The organism is Chitiniphilus purpureus, assembly GCF_025642115.1.
Lineage (GTDB): Bacteria > Pseudomonadota > Gammaproteobacteria > Burkholderiales > Chitinibacteraceae > Chitiniphilus > Chitiniphilus purpureus.
In genome coordinates this window covers 2561502-2578931 of record NZ_CP106753.1, presented here as the reverse complement: position 1 = coordinate 2578931, position 17430 = coordinate 2561502, and the positions used below count along the sequence as shown (strand labels likewise).

Annotated in this window: 13 protein-coding genes; 6 read left to right on the top strand and 7 right to left on the bottom strand. The window is 64.5% G+C overall.

Annotated elements, in window-relative coordinates; translation table 11 throughout:
- Positions 1-976 precede the first annotated feature (976 nt).
- Positions 977-2797, bottom strand: coding sequence for a hypothetical protein (locus N8I74_RS12050; protein ID WP_263123353.1), 1821 nt, complete (start codon positions 2795-2797; stop codon positions 977-979).
- A gap of 319 nt (positions 2798-3116) precedes the next feature.
- Here N8I74_RS12050 and N8I74_RS12045 point away from each other — a divergent pair, with 319 nt between their 5' ends.
- Positions 3117-5744: a glycoside hydrolase family 15 protein gene (locus tag N8I74_RS12045; RefSeq protein WP_263123352.1), complete on the top strand. Its 2628-nt coding sequence runs from the start codon at positions 3117-3119 to the stop codon at positions 5742-5744.
- Between the two features lie 174 nt (positions 5745-5918).
- Here N8I74_RS12045 and N8I74_RS12040 read toward each other — a convergent pair whose 3' ends face one another.
- Complete coding sequence (locus N8I74_RS12040; RefSeq protein ID WP_263123351.1) at positions 5919-6953, bottom strand: bifunctional nicotinamide-nucleotide adenylyltransferase/Nudix hydroxylase; 1035 nt, start codon at positions 6951-6953, stop codon at positions 5919-5921.
- Between the two features lie 499 nt (positions 6954-7452).
- Here N8I74_RS12040 and N8I74_RS12035 point away from each other — a divergent pair, with 499 nt between their 5' ends.
- Both N8I74_RS12035 and N8I74_RS19350 read left to right on the top strand, forming a co-directional pair.
- Positions 7453-7611 (top strand): hypothetical protein, encoded by a 159-nt coding sequence (locus N8I74_RS12035; protein WP_263123350.1) that lies wholly within the window; start codon positions 7453-7455, stop codon positions 7609-7611.
- 114 nt (positions 7612-7725) lie between these two features.
- Entirely contained in the window at positions 7726-9282 is a 1557-nt protein-coding gene (locus tag N8I74_RS19350) for a carbohydrate-binding protein (protein WP_308445852.1), read from the top strand.
- A gap of 352 nt (positions 9283-9634) precedes the next feature.
- Here N8I74_RS19350 and N8I74_RS12020 read toward each other — a convergent pair whose 3' ends face one another.
- Positions 9635-10531 carry a LysR family transcriptional regulator gene (locus tag N8I74_RS12020; RefSeq protein WP_263123349.1) on the bottom strand — a complete coding sequence of 299 codons (897 nt, stop codon included), beginning with the start codon at positions 10529-10531 and terminating at the stop codon, positions 9635-9637.
- A 90-nt stretch (positions 10532-10621) separates the two neighbouring features.
- Between N8I74_RS12020 and N8I74_RS12015 the strand changes: the two genes are divergently transcribed.
- Positions 10622-11389, top strand: a complete 768-nt coding sequence (locus N8I74_RS12015; protein ID WP_263123348.1) for an NAD(P)H-dependent oxidoreductase — start codon at positions 10622-10624, stop codon at positions 11387-11389.
- Positions 11390-11704: 315 nt separating this feature from the next.
- Here the strand turns inward: N8I74_RS12015 and N8I74_RS12010 are convergent, their stop codons facing one another.
- Entirely contained in the window at positions 11705-12607 is a 903-nt protein-coding gene (locus N8I74_RS12010; protein WP_263123346.1) for a LysR family transcriptional regulator, read from the bottom strand.
- A gap of 111 nt (positions 12608-12718) precedes the next feature.
- Between N8I74_RS12010 and N8I74_RS12005 the strand changes: the two genes are divergently transcribed.
- Both N8I74_RS12005 and N8I74_RS12000 read left to right on the top strand, forming a co-directional pair.
- Positions 12719-14059 carry an SGNH/GDSL hydrolase family protein gene (locus N8I74_RS12005; protein WP_263123345.1) on the top strand — a complete coding sequence of 447 codons (1341 nt, stop codon included), beginning with the start codon at positions 12719-12721 and terminating at the stop codon, positions 14057-14059.
- A 3-nt stretch (positions 14060-14062) separates the two neighbouring features.
- The gene (locus tag N8I74_RS12000; RefSeq protein ID WP_263123344.1) at positions 14063-15181 is read left to right on the top strand and encodes an alkene reductase; all 1119 of its coding nucleotides are present in this window, start codon (positions 14063-14065) and stop codon (positions 15179-15181) included.
- 151 nt (positions 15182-15332) lie between these two features.
- Here the strand turns inward: N8I74_RS12000 and N8I74_RS11995 are convergent, their stop codons facing one another.
- The 3 genes from N8I74_RS11995 to coaBC all read right to left on the bottom strand — a co-directional run bounded on the left by N8I74_RS11995 (position 15333) and on the right by coaBC (position 17422).
- Positions 15333-15662 carry a DUF2185 domain-containing protein gene (locus N8I74_RS11995; RefSeq protein WP_263123343.1) on the bottom strand — a complete coding sequence of 110 codons (330 nt, stop codon included), beginning with the start codon at positions 15660-15662 and terminating at the stop codon, positions 15333-15335.
- A gap of 30 nt (positions 15663-15692) precedes the next feature.
- Entirely contained in the window at positions 15693-16142 is a 450-nt protein-coding gene (gene dut, locus N8I74_RS11990; protein ID WP_263123342.1) for a dUTP diphosphatase, read from the bottom strand.
- A 74-nt stretch (positions 16143-16216) separates the two neighbouring features.
- The gene (coaBC, locus tag N8I74_RS11985) at positions 16217-17422 is read right to left on the bottom strand and encodes a bifunctional phosphopantothenoylcysteine decarboxylase/phosphopantothenate--cysteine ligase CoaBC (RefSeq protein WP_263123341.1); all 1206 of its coding nucleotides are present in this window, start codon (positions 17420-17422) and stop codon (positions 16217-16219) included.
- Between the last annotated feature and the right edge of the window lie 8 nt (positions 17423-17430).

Genomic DNA, 17430 nt, shown 5'->3' with positions numbered 1-17430 from the left:
CAGCAACCGGAGGTTGCGTGATGTGTGTGTGGAGCAGGCAGGGGTGCGGGTCTCCCGCGAACGCTGCTCGAATGCGGGTCAACATCAAGGGCGAAGGCAGCGGGTGGGGTTTTACGCCCGGGCGGAGGGATAGGGCAGGAAGTAGTTCGAATGTAGGTCAGGAATTGGTCAAAGCCAGAATAGGCAGGTTCCGCGGGTTGATGAGGCCAACCCGCCCTACAAGGCTTGGCGCGTCGTTATGGTGTCAGCAAACCCACCATCGCCAAGCGCAGGGGTGGACGGGGTTTTGGCGAGGACTGTTTGAGCGCAGCGAGTTCCGCAGCCGCCGCCCAACCCGAGCATCGCAGGGACCCCGGAGGGCGCGGATGCGGGGTCGCGTTTTCTTTGGTTCGTTTCTTTTGGCGAAACAAAAGAGAATGAACCCGTGGGCGCGGCGGAACGCGCGTGGGAATATAAGTGCCGAAGGAACGGAAAATCCAATGCGCGTTAGAAATTGGCGGAAAATTCGGTCGAAGTGTATATCCGTGTGCGCAAATCGGGGATTTGCGCACCTACAAGGCTGAATATTGCGGGGCCAAGGCCTTTTATTTTTCATCGTTAAAAGCAAATCAATTGGTCAAGCCATGCAAAATACAAGACCTGACCCCGATCCCCGCATGACCCGCCGTACAGTTGTGTCTCCTTTTTGATCTTAAGTTACTGACTAATGTAAGTGCCCAGCCCAGAGTTATTTATCTCTTCGAGCGATGCCCATCCAGCAAACGGCCCGGCCAACCCAATATCCATTCCACTCAGCCGGAAATCTGGAGGCTGTGGGCCATCCGCACTCTCCGGCGAAACATCATCAGGAGACAACCAAGTACATGAACACTCACTGCAAACCAAAGCAAGAGTTTTCCCGTCCGAACACCTGAAGAAGCCGATTGAACCATACCCACAGACTGGACATTCTTTTTCGATGCAGTGCATATATGCCTTATTGAACAGGGAATGACGAAACCACGTTGTTACCGTTATCAATGACGAGACGCAACCGGGTCACATCTGGGTTCCCTGCTGCCGCGCCCTTCTTCCCACCAAACCATCCGATCGTTTGCCCCATTTCCACCTCGTGCACTTGCCGAACCACTCCGGACTTCAATGTTATTGGTGCATGTGAGACGACATCGCTACTACCGATCTTAATCTTTGCAAATGCCGAGTCGGTAAGAGGAAGGATTTCGTTTCTTGGGATAGAGAAGACACCCTGTTGCGACTTGGTCACGTCGTCCTCAGTGTGTAGCAGCACATGCTTAACCCGGTTTCCAATCGTGGGATCTCGGTCGGGGCCATACCTCAACCCTTCCGGAGAAACCCAAGTCTTCAACCCAGAACTTGTATCGAGCTTTAACGAAAATCTGGGCCCAGCGGTGTTTGCAACAGTTGTCCCCGGCCGTATACGAGTGCTGGCTAAAACCCCACTTTCAAATCGAGGCGCCTTGGGCATCTGGAATCCAGCGCGCGACATGGCCAAACCGTCAAGCGCGGCACCAACTGTTGAGGCGAAATATGCGCCTCGCTCCCCATCAAGCAGGTAGCCCGGGCCTATTAATGCCGCGGCAAAAGGTGAGCTGCGAGCATTGTCAATGGCTGCCATGCGCACCGCGGTCTCCTGCTCCAGTTCTGACCGGAGTGGACCGCTGGGTATTGAAGCGCGCGGCTGATTACGCATCGCCTCATTGTAGGTTGCCATTTGGTTTGCTACCCAACCTGCTTTCATTTCCTTACGGAAGCGCTCGATGCCACCAGATAACTTACTTCCGATTGCTTGGCTGTCAGTCCAGGCATCCCAACCCATCATGGCTTGGAATGAGGCAGACTTCTTGTTCAATGACTCAGCCAATTGTGCAGTGTGGACTTTATCCTGTTGAAGCAAATTTCGTCCAGCAATCGGTGGGTCTTCAATCAAACGATAGATCCGTACATTCGCCTCCAATTCACGCCGATAGGCCAATGTCCTGGCTTCTGCTGTAGCATCGTCCTCCGCTTCGGCATCCGATGCCGAAATTCTTAGCACCATTTCGTCGCTCGCGACGGGATTTCCGAGCCCTGCGTCACTCATCACGCCGATTGCCTCACTGGCATCGGCAGCTATGCTCCAATCACTGGGAAGCGACATACTGTTTTCGACACGAGCCTGTTCGCCCACACCATTGGTCAAGGTAAACGCCTCGACCTCCGGCTTCGGCTCAGCCACGCCAGCCACGCGTGTATTGCGTGCCAGAGCACCAACCAGCTCATCGCCTAGGCTGGTGCCAAAAGCATCCGCCGCTACACTGGCCCACGGGAGCTTGCCTTGGCGCTGTACCAAGTTGCCGACGACGCCTTGTGCAAGGCGACCAGCAGTGTGGCCAATCACATCGCCAAAGCGGCCGGCGGTGTTGTTGGCGAACTCACCAACCCGTGAGCCCACCGGCGCCGTGATTGCGGCTGTAGCCATGCTACGCCAGCTGAACTTTTCCTGTATGCCAGTCAGCCCGTTTGCACCCTGCATTGCCATGTTGCCGACCATGCCATTCAAGAGCATACCCATCGTGGAATTGGTGACGCCCATGGCACTGGCCACACCACCTAGTGCATTGAAGCTGGGGGCCATGCTGGAACCAAAGGGACCGCTGATGCCGCCACTGCCCCAGGCGGCTTCGAATGCTGCAGTCTGTGCCGCCTGCGCCGAGCTGCCTATGACGCCTATTCCAGCCGTAACCGCCGTACCCAGTGCGCCTGCTGCCACGCCCTTCCAGTTGATGCTGTCTTGCAAGCCGGTTGGACGTAGCGAACCGTCTCCGGTTGAGTGTCCACTGCGTTGCCGTTGTCGGCTGAGAATCGAAACAAAGTCGTCCCAACAATCTCTGTTCCCACACCGCTGGTATTTGTACCTCTCCATCAACAGCTGAGTGCGTTTAGTTTGGCAGTGAGCGTATCGCTCAGCCCCCTGTTCCATTGCCCCGCCTGGTGCGGGGCTTTTTCATGGTGCGGTGGGGTGGGATTGCCGCCCATCTTGCTGACAGCGGGCCTTTTGGGCGATTGCCTAAGCTGAGCCTTCGGCGCCCCGTCGCTCGCGCCGCAGGAGCGCATCCATGTCCCGAATCGCCAAGCTCGGCCGGCTGCTGTTGTGCCTGTTGCTGTCTGTGGGTGCGCCGCTCGGCGCTGCCCCTGCGCCAGGGGGGCCGGGTGCCGTGTCGACCTGGGCACCGGCGGAGAAATCATTCCTCGGTACCGCGGCGTCCGCGGCATCGCGGGTCTATTTCACCGGGCATCGCGGAGTCGTCTCGGAGGTGTTCTACCCCTTGCTCGATACCGTCAACACGGTCGACCTGCAATTTCTGGTCGGCGACAGCGCGAGGACGTTCGTCGACGAGGAAAAACGCCAGTCCTATTCGGCCACCCAGCCCAATCCGCGGGCGCTGCGCTGGCAGGTGGTGACGGCGAATCCGGCGCGCCACTGGCGGATCGACAAACAGGTGTTCACCGACCCGGCCCGGCCTGCGTTGATCCAGCGTGTGACCTTCGAGGCGCTGGACGGGCGTACCCTTGCCGACTTCAACCTTTATCTGCTGCACAACCCGGCCATGGGCAATTCGGGTGCCAACGACCACGCGCGGCGGCTGGATCTGGGTGGCCGCACCTTACTGACCGCCAGCGAAGGCAGCCGTGCCTCGGCGTTGGCGGTTTCGCGCCCGTGGCGCAGCACAGGCGGCGGCGAGCCCTTCGTCTCGGCCGGCTTCGTCGGCCAATCGGACGGCTGGACCGATCTCCTGGGCGGCCCGGCGGACCGGGTGATGCACTGGGCCTATAGCAGTGCCGGCCCGGGCAACGTGGCGCAGATGGGCTGGATCGACCTTGGCGTGGCCGGCACCCGCGTCAGTTTCGACGTGGTGCTGGCGTTCGGCGAGAGCGAAGCACAGGCCGGTGCGACCGCCAATGCGGTGCTGGCAAGTGATCCGGCCGCCATCCAGGCCGCTTATGACACCGGTTGGCAGCAGTACGCCGCCACGCTCGATCCGCAAGGCGGGCAGGCGGACGATCAATACTATCTGGCGGCGATGGCGCTCAAGAGCATCCAGGACAAGAGCAACGGCGCCATGATCGCGGGCATGGGCACTCCCTGGGGCGAAACCAATGGCGACGCCAACCACGGCGGTTACCACTTGGTGTGGCCGCGTGATCTGTTCAAGTTCGCCAATGCGCTGCTCACTGCCGGTGATGTCACCACCGCCCAGGAAGTCACCAGCTACCTCTTCAACACCTTGCAGCAGACCATGGACTGCGGCAATGCGGAGTACGACGCCACCGGCTGCCCGCAAGGCTACAGCCGCACCGGGCGCTTTCCGCAGAATGCGTGGGTCTCGGGTTGGCAATACTGGCAAGGCACGCAGATGGACGAACAGGCCATGCCCATCATCCTGGCCTGGCGCACCTACCGGCTGGGCAATAGCGGCGTGAAGCAGGCGGTCAATGCGTTGTGGCCGCGTATCAAGCGCACCGCCGACTACCTTGCCGCCACCGGGCCCTGGACCCAGCAGGAACGCTGGGAGGAGAACAGCGGCTATTCCCCGTCGACCATTGCCGCCGAGATCGCCGGCCTGGTCGCCGCGGCCGAGTTCGCCCGCCTCAACCGCGATACCGCAAGTGCCGCGCATTATCTGGCCACCGCCGACTACTGGCAGCAGCGCGTCGCGGACTGGACCTTCACCCGCACCGGCTTTCACGGCGACGGTCGCTACTACATCCGGATCAACCCATCCCGGCGCGGTACCGGGGCCGGTCTGCAGCGCTTTGACCCGGCCAACGGCCCGGACACTGCGCTGACCTTCACCCACGGCAATGGCGGTGGCAGCCACGATCAGCGCTACATCGTCGACGGTGGCTTCCTTGAGCTGGTGCGCCTGGGCGTGAAGCGGGCCGACGACAGCACTGTGCTCGACACCCTGCCCGAGTATGACGCGCTGCTCCGGCAATCGATCGCCGGGCGGGGTGATGCCTGGTTCCGCTACAACTACGACGGCTACGGCGAGCGCAACGACGGCGGCAACTACGACGGGCAGAACGGCCGGGGCCGGCTATGGCCGATCTTCACCGCCGAGCGCGGCATGTTCGAGATCGCGCGCAGCGGACTTGGCGGCAACGGCGCGCCCTATCTGGCGGCGGTCAAGGCCTTTTCCAATCCGAGCGGCTTCATTCCCGAACAGGTGTGGAACCACAGCGCCAACATCACCGGCTGGCAGACATCGCTGCCGGCCGGCTACACCGCCGGCACACCGACCAAGTCGATCGCCCCGCTGAGCTGGGCGATGGGGGAATACATCAGTCTGGTGGCCTCGATGCATGCCGGACGCATCGCCGATCTGCCCCCGGAGACCTGCGCCCGCTACGCCACCTGCATCGTGCCGCCCCTGCCCGGCCAGGTGGCCGTGGCGTTCAATGCGACGGCGGGTACCAGCTGGGGCCAACAGGTCTATGTGACCGGCAATACCGACGCGCTGGGCCAATGGCATACCGACCTGGGGCTGCCGGCCGATCCACGCGCCTATCCGCTCTGGCAGACCCGCGCCAACCTGCCGGCCGGCCACACGGTGGCGTACAAGTACTACCGCAAGGAACGCGATGGCAGCGTTGTCTGGGAGAACTACCCGGGCGGCGGCAACCGCACACTGCAGGTGCCGGCCAACGGCAGCATGATCGTCAACGACGCGGTGAACTGGTGAGGATGGCAGCGCTGCCACGTCGGCTGCGCCACGGCATGGAGGTCGCGGGCACCACCCGGTGCATTGCGCCCACAGCACCATGCGGGGCCGGCTGAAGGCCACCGGGCCGATGCTGGCGCAACGCTTCGTGCAGGCAGGCCCGTCCGTTCCGCTGCAGTGGCGGAATCACCCGGATCACCGGCAGGGCAGCAGATGCAGGAAGTGATCGAGGATCATGAAATGGTCCTCGAACAACTCGGCCTCCATCTGCGCCAGCTCGGCTGACGGCACCCATTGCGCTGCGGCGGCATCATCGGCTGCAGCAATCGCCGGCAGGGCCGGCAGCGGCAGATCGAAGTAGAAGGCATGCGTCAGCGTGCGCCCACGTGCGCTGCGCTGTGGATGATCGAACAGCGCACTGCCGGCCTGCGCGCCCACCAGCGTCTCGATAGGCACATCAAGGCGCGTTTCCTCGGTCAACTCGCGCAACACCGCCTGGGCCACCCGTTCGTGCTGGTCGAGAAACCCCCCGGGCAAGGCCCAGGTCCCCACGCCGGGCTGCCCACCGCGGCGGATCAGCAAGACATGCTCGCAACAGCGCACCAGTGCATCGACAGTGACAAACACCGGCGGGTAAGGCGCGTCAGCCCATTGCGCCCGGTGCCAGCCAAGGTAGCGCGCTTCGGCCTGCAGTACGGCAAAAGCCGGTTCGGTGCGGAACGCATCGAGCAAGCGCGCCGTGCTCGGCGGCACGTGGGCGCGCCAGCCGTCATCGCGCCCTTCCAGCCAGGCCTCGCGCAGCGGTGTGGCGCTCAGGCCACCGAAGTTGCCGGCAGCAACGAACGGCCAGTCCGGAAAATCACGCAGATACGCCGAGGTGTCGTCCTTGACATGGCCAAACAGCCCCACCCGCTCCCCAGGCGCCACGTTGTCTGCCACCGTGCGCCGCACCGCCGCGGCCCAACGCACGCTGTCGTAGTAATCGCGTACCGGCACAAAACGCAGATCGGCCACGCGCTGCGGCGCGGCTTCGGCCACGGCGGCCTCGATCATGGCGCGGCGCTCTGCAAACGAAAATGGGTTGCGGACGCTGCGCGGCGCCGGGGTGGAGCCAAGCACCAGCATCAACCGGCGTGTCCGCTCCAGCGCGCGCAGCACCATCTGCAGATGGCTGGCGTGGAATGGCTGGAAACGGCCGATGTAGACCAGGACGTCGAAATCCGTTGCCATGCCGCTGTTTCCCCTTGTGTGTCTGGATTGCGGCAGATCGCGGTTGGGCGAAATGCTGCCGGCTGGGGCACGATTGTCCCCCTGCGGCGACGCTTCTGCCACCCGGCGATTCAAGGGAGATGCCCACCAAGGCAAGCAGGGAGAACCCCTGTCCCGCCGACGACGCCTGGTCGCAGCGGCAGTCGCGGCCGCCCAACCCTTTACCCACGTCGTTCGGATGACACGGTGCGGCCCAGGTGCGGCACGGCTTGTGGACGCAATGGCCCGTCCCTGCGGGCGATTCCGGGGCAGGCAAATGCACGCCCGGCGTGACGATGGCTTGGCTGTCATCTGCACGCAGCGTATTTGCAACGTGCCGTCCGTCCCGGTCAATGCGCAGTTTATCGGATGAGCCCGGCTGGTTCCGGCGCGGGGCCTGCTGTCGCAAAAAGCAGCCGGATGTGGCGGAAAGCGCCTATCCCAGCTGCATTGCAGCATCGCGTCGATGCCCGGATTTGCTATGTCGGCACAGCCGGAGCGGACACGCTGGCTTGGCGGCGATTTCAAGGCGTGCATCCTGCCGCATGACGTCGGGCTGCGCGCGCCACTTCTGCGGCGGCAAAAACAGCCTGAGCACAAGCAAGCGCTAATTTTACAAATCGCGACCCGGTTGCTGTAATCCCCTACGCTCCCGGCGGCATTCTCCTTGCCGCGGGGGCGGACGCCATGGCGGGCCTCGCGCTGTCCCGACCGTCACGGCGCTTTCAAAACTACAGGATGGAGTTGAACAGAAATGCATACAACCTATCGTGGCCGTCACTTTGCCCTCAAATCGCTGGCCGCGGCACTGACGCTCGCCTGCAGCGTTGCCGATGCCGCCCAGGTCGCCCCTTACTTCGAGATGTGGTACGGCGGCAATGCTGCCTATCCGGCCCCGACACTGGCCTCGGCCCAGCAGCAACTGGGCATGAACGCCGTCACCCTGGCGTTCACCATCGCCCGCAACGGCAGCTGTGCGATCTCCAACGACGGCGGCGGCAACAACCTGCTCGACGGCGCGATGAAGGACGATATCGCCACCTTCCGTCAACGTGGCGGGCGGGTGATCATGTCGTTCGGCGGCGCTGCCGGCACCTATATCGAAGCAGTCTGCTCGGTCGACCAGATGGTCAGCCTGATCGAAGGCATGATCCTGAACCATGGCATCCGCGCGCTTGATTTCGACGTCGAAGGTGGCCAGCTCAGCAACACCCAGCTGAACAACACCCGCAACACGGCGCTCAAGCAGCTGCAGGCCAAGTATCCGGACCTGTATGTCTCGTTCACCCTGCCGGTACTGCCCACCGGCCTGACCAGCCCAGGCATCGCGGTGGTTCGTTCGGCCGCCGAGGCCGGCGTGCGGGTCGACCTCGTCAACATCATGGCGATGGACTACGGCAGCGGCATCTCCAGCGGCAAGAAGATGGGCGATCTGGCGGTGCAGGCGGCCACGTCGCTGTTCAACCAGATCAAGCCGATCTTCCCGACCAAGACCGATGCCGAACTGTGGGCCATGATCGGCGTGACGCCGATGATCGGCCAGAACGACGTCCAGAACGAAGTGTTCACGTTGGAAGACGCACAGACCCTGACCAACTTTGCCCGTCAGAAGAACATCGGCCTGATCGCCTACTGGTCGTTCCAGCGTGACCGTGTCGGCTCGGGCAACTACGGTGCCTACAGCCTGGTCAACAAGGCCAACTTCGATTTCTACAACATCTTTAAGGCAGCAGCCTCCAACACCCCGGTCACGCCGACGCCGACCCCGGTGACGCCGACCCCCACCCCGGTCACCCCGACCCCGACGCCGGTCACCCCCACCCCGGTGACTCCGACGCCGACCCCGGGCGGCTGCTATGCCGGCTGGGCTGAAGGCAACACCTACAGCGCCGGCACCCTGGTGACCTACAACGGCCGCAACTACCAGGCACTGGTCACCCACGTCGCCTACGCCGGCACCAACTGGAACCCACCGGCCAGCCCGACGCTGTGGAAGGATGTCGGTGCCTGCACCGGCAGCAGCCCGACGCCCACCCCGGTGACCCCCACGCCGACGCCGGTGACACCAACGCCGACCCCGGTCACCCCCACACCCACCCCCGTGACGCCGACCCCGGTCACACCCACCCCCACGCCGACGCCGGGCACCACCTGCGCCGCCGCCTGGACTGCAGCCGGCGTGTACGCCACCGCCAACACCAAGGTGAGCTACAACGGCCGCAACTACCAGAACAAGTGGTGGACCCAGGGCGACAACCCGTCCCAATCGGGCGAATGGGGCGTGTGGAAGGATCTGGGCACCTGCTCCTGATCCGGTTCGGTCTGCCGCGGCACCTTGACGTGCCGCACCCCCTTTGTGCCTCACCTGAGCCCTCCCTGACCGGGAGGGCTTTTTTATTTCGCTCCTGGCCTTGGCAGTGCAATGCGCCGGATCATGCTAAGGCCGAATAGACGAGCATCTTCAATTGCCCAAGTTGGACCCTGTTCCACGCCGGTGCGCTTCAAAGCCCGATCCGGCTTGCTGCGCCTCGCTTCCCTGCGGCTTCTGAAAGTGCCTGATGCCATCCGGTGACTGGGCCGCAACGTACGGTGGCAAGCGGCGGCGGGGTTGGGGAAGGCGGGCCTATGGGTCGGTCCTTGGGTAGCTGGCCGTCCGCGCGCATTCACACCGAGCCGGCGATGTGTTCCCGCAGCCATTGATGCGCCGGGTCGCGATGCATCCGTTCGTGCCAGAGCATGAGCATCTCGAAACCTGGTACTTCAAGAGGTGGTTCGACCACCTGCAGCGCCGGGTGGCCGCTCACCAGCCGGGACGGCACCACCGCCACGAGGTCGGTACTGGCCAATACCGATCCCAGGAACAGGAAGTGCGGCACGGACAGCACCACGTTGCGCGCCATGCCCAGCTCAGCCAGCGCTGCGTCCGTCACACCGTGAAAGCCGCCACCGACGGGCGACACCATCGCATGGTCGAGCTTGCAGAACTGGGCCAATGTCGGACGCCGCTTCAAGCACGGATGCCCGGCGCGGCCCGCCAGGACATACCGCTCGGTGAACATCGATCTGCGGCGCAGGCCTGGAGGCGCTTCCTCGTTGATATGAAAGGCCAAGTCGATGTCACCTTGTTCGGCTTGGCGCGCCAGTGCTGGCGGCGGTGATCCAAGAATCGCCAGCCGTGTGCCCGGTGCTGCCGACCGCAGTCCGGCCAGCGCCGGCAGCACAATGGTGGACTCGCTGTAGTCCGATGCGGCAATGCGCCAGGTCTGGCGGGCCTTGGCAGGATCGAAAGGAGTAGAGGGCGCAACTGCCTGCGTCAGGGACTCCAGAGCCAGCCGCAGCGGCTCACGCAATTCGTCGGCCCGCGCGGTGGGCCGCATGCCGCGGGGGCCGGGCAATAGCAAGGGATCGCCGAAGACCTCACGCAGCCGGGCGAGCTGCACGCTCACCGCAGGCTGCGAAAGGTGCAGGCGCTTGGCCGCACGGGTCACGTTGTGCTCGGCCAGCAGGGCGTTCAGCGTGACCAGCAGGTTCAGGTCGAGATGCCTTAAGGAATTGCCCATTTAAATACCTACAATTCTGGAAATTCATTTCAACTATATCCAGTGGGACCGTATCGTGTCTCCATTGACCGGTTGATGAGGTTCCAATCCATGAAAGTGCTTCTTGTCCATGCCCATCCAGAGCAAACGTCCATGACGTGCCACCTCGTTGGAATCGCTATCGAAGTGCTGAAGGCCCAGGGCCACGGGATCATGCAGTCCGACCTGTACGGCATGAACTGGAAGGCGGTGTTCGATGGCCGGGACTTCCCCAGCCGGGTCAATCAGGATCGCCTGTCTTTTATCGACGAGTCGGGGCACGCCTTTGCCAACGGCTGCCAGACACCCGACGTCGAGCAGGAACAACGCAAGATCCTGGCTGCGGATGCGGTGATCCTGTTGTTCCCACTATGGTGGTTCGGCATGCCCGCGATCATGAAGGGATGGGTGGATCGCGTGTGGGCGTTTGGCTTGGCCTATGGCTATGAAGGGGCTGGCAATGCCTATCGCTACGGCGAAGGGGGCTTTGCGGGAAAGCGCGCGCTGTTGGCGGTCTGCGTCGGTGGACCAGCGCAGGATTATTCCGCCCGTGGCATCAACGGACCGCTCGAGCAACTGCTTTTTCCCATCACACACGGCACCCTGTTCTTTCCCGGCATGCAGGTGCTGCCCACATTCGCGGTGTATGGAAGCGGCCGACTCGATGCCGAAGGCGCCGCCGATGCAGCGGCAGCCTGGCGCAGGCGGCTGGAACGGCTGTTCGAGGACCAACCGATCGCTTTTCGCCCACAGAACGGCGGCGACTACCCGGACCACCATGTGCTCGCCGACCATATCGCAACGGATCGGACTGGCTTGATGGCGCACATCGCCGATTGATCCGGGCGTGGCCGGAACGCGGCCCCTCTGCCCTCGCCAACATCCCGGAAAACCGGGATGAAGAAATTGGACGCACCTGCCGCACATGGGCGCGTCGCGTATCAGGCACAGTGCTTGAAGCCGGAACAACCAGCACAGCAAAGTCCGGCGCCATGCGGCAGCCTGGCTTTGCCTGATGTAGAAAAAGCTCGCCGCACGGTGCTGTTCTCGACGTTGCCGGCTGGGCGGGGCAGCAGCCTTGCCCGGCGGCGGTGTAGGCAGAGCACGCCCGGTATCGCAGTGGCCCGGTCACTGTCGCCCCTGGGGACAGCCTATTCAGATGCGGACCCGCTCGACCAGGAAATCCAGCAGCGCCCGCACACGCAGCGGCATGAAGCCGCCCTGCCCGACATAGACCGCGTGCACTTCCTCCAGGTCGCCCGGATTGCAGTCCTCCAGCACCGGCTGCAGCCGGCCGGCGGTGATGTCGTCGCGTACCTGGAAGGCCGCGATGCGCACGAGGCCCAGCCCAGCCAGCGCCAGATATCGCAGTGCCTCACCATCGCTCGCCTGCGCGTTGCCGGTCACAGCGACCGTGCTGTCCTGGCCATCGTGCCGCAGCGGCCAACCGGATCGGGCACGCACGTAGTTCGCGCCAAGGCGGTTATGCGCCAGCAGTTCCTGCGGCGTGGTCGGTGTGCCATGACGCGCCAGGTAGCCTGGCGCAGCCACGATCACCATGCGCGTGGCGCCCAGCTTGCGCGCCATCAGGTTCGAGCTTTTCATCGGGCCGGCGCGTATCGCGACGTCAGTGCGCTGCTCCAGGATGTCGACGACTTCATCGGTCAGCACGATGTCCAGCGTCACATCGGGATGGCGCGCCAGGAACTCGGGAACCAGCGGTAGCAGGAAATGGTGCCCGAAGGGCACGTTGGCATTGATCCGCACCCGGCCTCGCGGCGTGGTACACGCGCCGGCGCAGCGCTCGGCCTCTTCCAGATCGGCCAGGATGCGCATGCCACGCTCATAAAATGCGCAGCCTTCCGGCGTCAGCTGCAACTGTCGGGTGGATCTGTTCAACAACCTCGTTCGCAGACGCTGTTCCAGCCGCCCGACCAGCTTGCTCACTGCGGAGGGTGTCATGCCACATGCACGGGCGGCGGCGGAAAAACCGCCCAGCTCGACCACCCGCACGAATACTTCCAATTCGCCGGAGCGGTTGACCTCCAGTCTGGCCATGCCGATGCCTTTTGTGAATTTGATTCACAAATGATATGCCTCTGGCCAATATATTCAAAACCTGTCGTCAAATCCATGATGGGTCTTCAGATGAACCTTGAAACCCACATCATGAAAAAGCTGAACAGATTGCTTTCCCTTGCCGCGGCCGTTGCAGGGTTCACGGCGGCGCTGCTGGCCGGCCCCCTGTCCGCCGCACCACCGGTCGAGGCAGAGGCATCCCCGACGGCATGGGTTTCAAGCTGGCAGGCCAGCCCCCAGCCGGTCTGGGGACCGGGGTTTCTCTTTCCCACCAATGTCCCCGCCACGCTGCATGATCAGACAGTGCGTCAGGTCGCCCGTATCAGCCTGGGTGGCCCGCGGCTGCGTATCGTGCTGTCCAACGTCTATGGACAGCAGCCCCTTTTCCTGGGCAAGGCCACGGTTGCACGCCCTCGCGCCGACAGTGAAGACGGCGCCGTAGCCGGCGACAGCATGCGCACCGTGACCTTCGGCGGCCGGGAAACGGCCACGATCGCCCCCGGCGCGTCGCTGATCAGCGATCCGGTGGCCTTGCCGGTGGCGGCACTGAGCCGGGTGGTCGTCAGCCTCCATCTGCCGCACACCACGCCGGTGACGACCTTTCACTGGGATGGCCGGCAGACAGGCTGGATCGTCGCGGGTGACCAGACCGGAGCCAGCACGCTGCGCCTGCCGGACCACACCTGGCAGCGCACCACGGCACGCCTGCTGCTGACAGGAATCCAGGTCGAGACCATGTCGGCTGCACATGCCGTCGCGGTCCTGGGCGACTCCATCACTGACGGCGCCACCGCCAGCCTGGATCAGGATCGCCGCTGGCCGGACTTGCTGGCGGCGCGCCTGGCGCCCAAGGGGGTGGCCGTGGTCAACGCCGGCATCTCCGGCGCACGGCTGCTGTCCGACGGCATGGGCGTCAATGCGTTGGCGCGGCTGGAACGCGATGTGCTGGCGCAGCCGGGCGTCAAAAGCGTCATCGTGCTGCTGGGTATCAACGATATCGCCTGGCCCGGCACCGCCTTTGCGCGGGGCGCGCAGCGCCCGACGCTGGCAACAATGACGGCAGGCTACCGCCAACTGATCGAGCAGGCGCGCAGCCGTGGCCTGCGGGTGGCGGGCGCCACGCTGCTGCCGTTCGAGGGTGCGCTGCCCGGCACACCGCTGGCCGACTACTACCATCCGGACAAGGATGCGCTGCGCCATCACGTAAACGACTGGATACGCCACAGCGGCGCATTCGATGCCGTGATCGATTTCGATGCGGCGCTGCGCGATCCGCAGCACCCGGCACGCATTGCAGCGCGCTTCGATTCGGGAGACCGGCTGCACCCGGGCGATGAAGGCAACCGGGCGATGGCCGATGCGGTCGAGCCGGACGCCCTGCTGCCCGGCCTTGGCGCAGCGTCTGACCCCACTTCTTCCCAGGAGCCCTGAGCCATGTTGTTCACACCGTATCGCCTGAGCGGGCTGACACTGCCCAACCGCATTGTCATGCCGCCGATGACCCGCTCGCGCGCCGGCGCCGGCAATGTGCCCACCGCGCTGATGGCCGAGTACTACGCGCAACGCGCCTCGGCGGGGCTGATTATCACCGAAGGCACTCAGATCAGCCAGCAAGGCCAGGGCTATGCCTGGACACCGGGCATCCACAGCGCCGGGCAGGTGGCTGGCTGGCGCCGTGTCACCGAGGCCGTGCACGCGGCCGGCGGGCGCATCTTCGCGCAGTTATGGCACGTGGGCCGGATCTCTCACGTGTCGCTGCAGCCGGACGGCAGCGCGCCGGTGTCGTCGTCGCCATTGGTCGCCGAAGGGGTCAAGGTCTTCATCGACCCAACCGGTCAGGGACCGCAGGCGGGCGTTGGCGACATGGTGCAGCACTCGGCCCCACAGGCGCTCTCCGAGGCCGGGATCGCCCAGGTGGTAAGGGACTTCGCCACCGCGGCACAGCATGCATTGGACGCCGGCTTCGACGGGGTCGAACTGCACGGCGCCAATGGCTATCTGATCAACCAGTTCATCGACTCCCGGGCCAATACGCGCACCGACGGCTATGGCGGTCCGTTGCCCAACCGGTTGCGCTTCCTGCGCGAAGTGACCGAAGCCGTGACCGCGGTGGTCGGGCAAGGACGCGTGGGCGTACGGCTGGCGCCGCTGACCACGCTGCAGGGCGCGGTGGACGACACCCCGCAAGCCACCTACCTGGGCGCGGCCAGGCTGCTGGACGGCATCGGTGTCGCCTATCTGCACATTGCCGAAGCGGACTGGGAGGACGCGCCGGAAATGCCGGCAGCATTCAAGGAGGCACTGCGGTTGATCTACGGCGGCACGCTGATCTACGCCGGCAAATACACGGCCGAACGCGCCGAAGCCGCATTGCACAACGGCTGGGCCGACCTGATCGGCTTTGGCCGTCCCTTTGTCGCCAACCCCGATCTGCCCGAGCGTCTGCGCCAGGCTTTACCGCTGAACCAGCCCGACACCGACCGCTTCTTCGGCGGAGGCGCCGCCGGTTACACCGACTACCCGTTCGCCACGGCGAAAGACGGCACGCGCTGATGCCGCGCGGTCACCCTGCTTCCGCCATCGCGGCGCCGCGCATCAGGCGCGCTTGACCGCAACACCAGGCGCCGCCCCCTGGCGGACCAGAGCCCTGGCCGTCGACCGCGGTTGCCAGGTCCGTTCCGGACCATTTCCGCTACAGCGGGCGCTATTGGTCGGCGCCATAGAAAACGCCGTCGTCGCCCCGGTCGAATTCGCTGCCGACCGGCGCGTCCAGCAATGGGATGATGGCCTCGTCGTAGTTGGCGATCACGTTCACGTCGAGCAGGCTGAAATTGCGTGGGTTGTCGATGTAACGGTCATCCTCGCTGCCGGCGAAAAAGCGCCAGCCGCTGTCGTTCTCGTCCTCGGGGGCTTCGCGCACCATGTAGCCGACCGGCTGCCCCTCCACGGTGATCAGGTCGGTTGCCACGCACAGGCCCTTGCCTGAGACGAGAAGCCGGATTTCATGCGGTGCGATCTTGTAATGCTTGGCCATGAAGGCTCCCTGCAGCAGGAATCGTTGAGGTCAGTGCTTGCCGGTGCTGCCAAAGCCACCGGCACCACGCTCGCTTCCGGTGAAGTCGTCGACGATATTGAGCGCCACCTGCACCACGGGCACCACGACGAGCTGCGCGATGCGTTCGAGCGGCTGGATGGTGAAGCTGCCGTGACCCCGGTTCCATACCGAGACGAACACCTGTCCCTGGTAGTCCGAGTCGATCAATCCGACCAGATTGCCCAGCACGATGCCGTGCTTATGCCCAAGGCCCGAGCGGGGCAGGATCATGGCCGCCAATCCCGGGTCGGCCAGGTGGATGGCCATGCCGCTGGGCACGAGTGTGGTGGCGCCAGGCGCCAGTTCCAGCGGCGCGTCGATGCACGCACGCAGGTCAAGGCCGGCCGAACCGGAAGTGGCATAGGCCGGCAGGTTGGTGCGCAGGCGCGCATCGAGGATCTTGATGTCCAGGGTAGCCATGGCAGGAACGGTCCGCAGGTAGACGAAGATGGCGCGATTGTAGCGAATGCCTTGGTACTTGGCCGGTGCCGGGTTCAGCCGGCCCGACCGGATGCAGGACCGCACTGCGCGTACAACCCGGCCAGGTGCGCCACCAATTGCCGGGCAACGGCAAGCTTGGGTCCGCGCGGCAGCCGGTGCTCACCTGCGTCGTCCAGCAGGATCACCTCGTTGTCGTCAGCCCCCATCGCCTGCTGCACCAGGTTGGCCACCAACAGCGGCAGCTGCTTGCGCCGGCGCTTGGCATCGGCGTATTCGAGCAGGTTTTCCGATTCGGCGGCGAATCCCACGCAGAACGGCGGGTTGTCGCGACACGCCACGCTGGCCAGGATATCGGGGTTGGGCGCCAGTTCCAGTGTCAGGATGTGCGCATCCTTCTTGATCTTGTGCTCGCTCTGGTTGAGCACGTAGTAATCCGCCACCGCGGCCACTGCAATGAAGATGTCGGTGCCGTCCAGTTCGCGCTCGACCGCGGCCAGCATGTCCTGTGCAGAACGTACGTCGATGCGGCGGCAGTCGGGGGGCGTGGGCTGGGCCGTCTCGCCGGCGATCAGTGTCACATCGGCGCCAGCCTCCCAGGCCGCGCGCGCCACGGCGAAGCCCATCTTGCCCGAGCTGGAATTGGTGATCCCGCGCACCGCATCGATGCGCTCGAACGTCGGCCCCGCCGTCAGCAGGACCCGCCGTCCCGCCAGCAGCTTGGGCTGGAAGAATGCCTCCAGCCGCTCCATGATCTGTGCCGGCTCCAGCATCCGGCCCTCGCCCACCTCACCACACGCCTGCTCGCCCGCGGCCGGTCCAAGCACCGCCACCCCGTCCGCACGCAGTTGAGCCACATTGCGCCGGTTGGGCGGGTTCTCCCACATCTGCCGGTTCATCGCCGGTGCCAGCAGCAGCGGGCAATCGCGGGCGGCGATCAGCGTGGTCAGCAGATCGTCGCACAGCCCGTGGGCGAGCTTGGCCAGCACGTCGGCTGTGGCGGGTGCCACCAATACCGCGTCAGCGCCGCGGGTGAGGTTGATATGCGCCATGCTGTTGGCCGGACGCGCATCCCACTGGTCGGTGAAGACCGGGTTGCCGGACAAGGCCTGAAAGGTTGTCGCAGTCACGAACTGGGCGCCCGCTGCACTCAATACCACGTGCACGTCCCATCCCGCCTTGACCATCAGGCGCGTCAGTTCCGCCGCCTTGTAAGCGGCAATGCCGCCAGTCACCCCAAGCACGATGCGTTTTTGCTTCATCGCTGACC

Coding starts and splice junctions, on each gene's coding strand:
- N8I74_RS12040 (WP_263123351.1), bottom strand. CDS start 6,953: ATGGCAACGGATTTCGACGTCCTGGTCTACATCGGCCGTTTCCAGCCA.
- N8I74_RS12015 (WP_263123348.1), top strand. CDS start 10,622: ATGAAAGTGCTTCTTGTCCATGCCCATCCAGAGCAAACGTCCATGACG.
- coaBC (WP_263123341.1), bottom strand. CDS start 17,422: ATGAAGCAAAAACGCATCGTGCTTGGGGTGACTGGCGGCATTGCCGCT.
- N8I74_RS12045 (WP_263123352.1), top strand. CDS start 3,117: ATGTCCCGAATCGCCAAGCTCGGCCGGCTGCTGTTGTGCCTGTTGCTG.
- N8I74_RS12035 (WP_263123350.1), top strand. CDS start 7,453: ATGTCGGCACAGCCGGAGCGGACACGCTGGCTTGGCGGCGATTTCAAG.
- N8I74_RS12005 (WP_263123345.1), top strand. CDS start 12,719: ATGAAAAAGCTGAACAGATTGCTTTCCCTTGCCGCGGCCGTTGCAGGG.
- dut (WP_263123342.1), bottom strand. CDS start 16,142: ATGGCTACCCTGGACATCAAGATCCTCGATGCGCGCCTGCGCACCAAC.
- N8I74_RS11995 (WP_263123343.1), bottom strand. CDS start 15,662: ATGGCCAAGCATTACAAGATCGCACCGCATGAAATCCGGCTTCTCGTC.
- N8I74_RS12010 (WP_263123346.1), bottom strand. CDS start 12,607: ATGGCCAGACTGGAGGTCAACCGCTCCGGCGAATTGGAAGTATTCGTG.
- N8I74_RS12020 (WP_263123349.1), bottom strand. CDS start 10,531: ATGGGCAATTCCTTAAGGCATCTCGACCTGAACCTGCTGGTCACGCTG.
- N8I74_RS19350 (WP_308445852.1), top strand. CDS start 7,726: ATGCATACAACCTATCGTGGCCGTCACTTTGCCCTCAAATCGCTGGCC.
- N8I74_RS12000 (WP_263123344.1), top strand. CDS start 14,063: ATGTTGTTCACACCGTATCGCCTGAGCGGGCTGACACTGCCCAACCGC.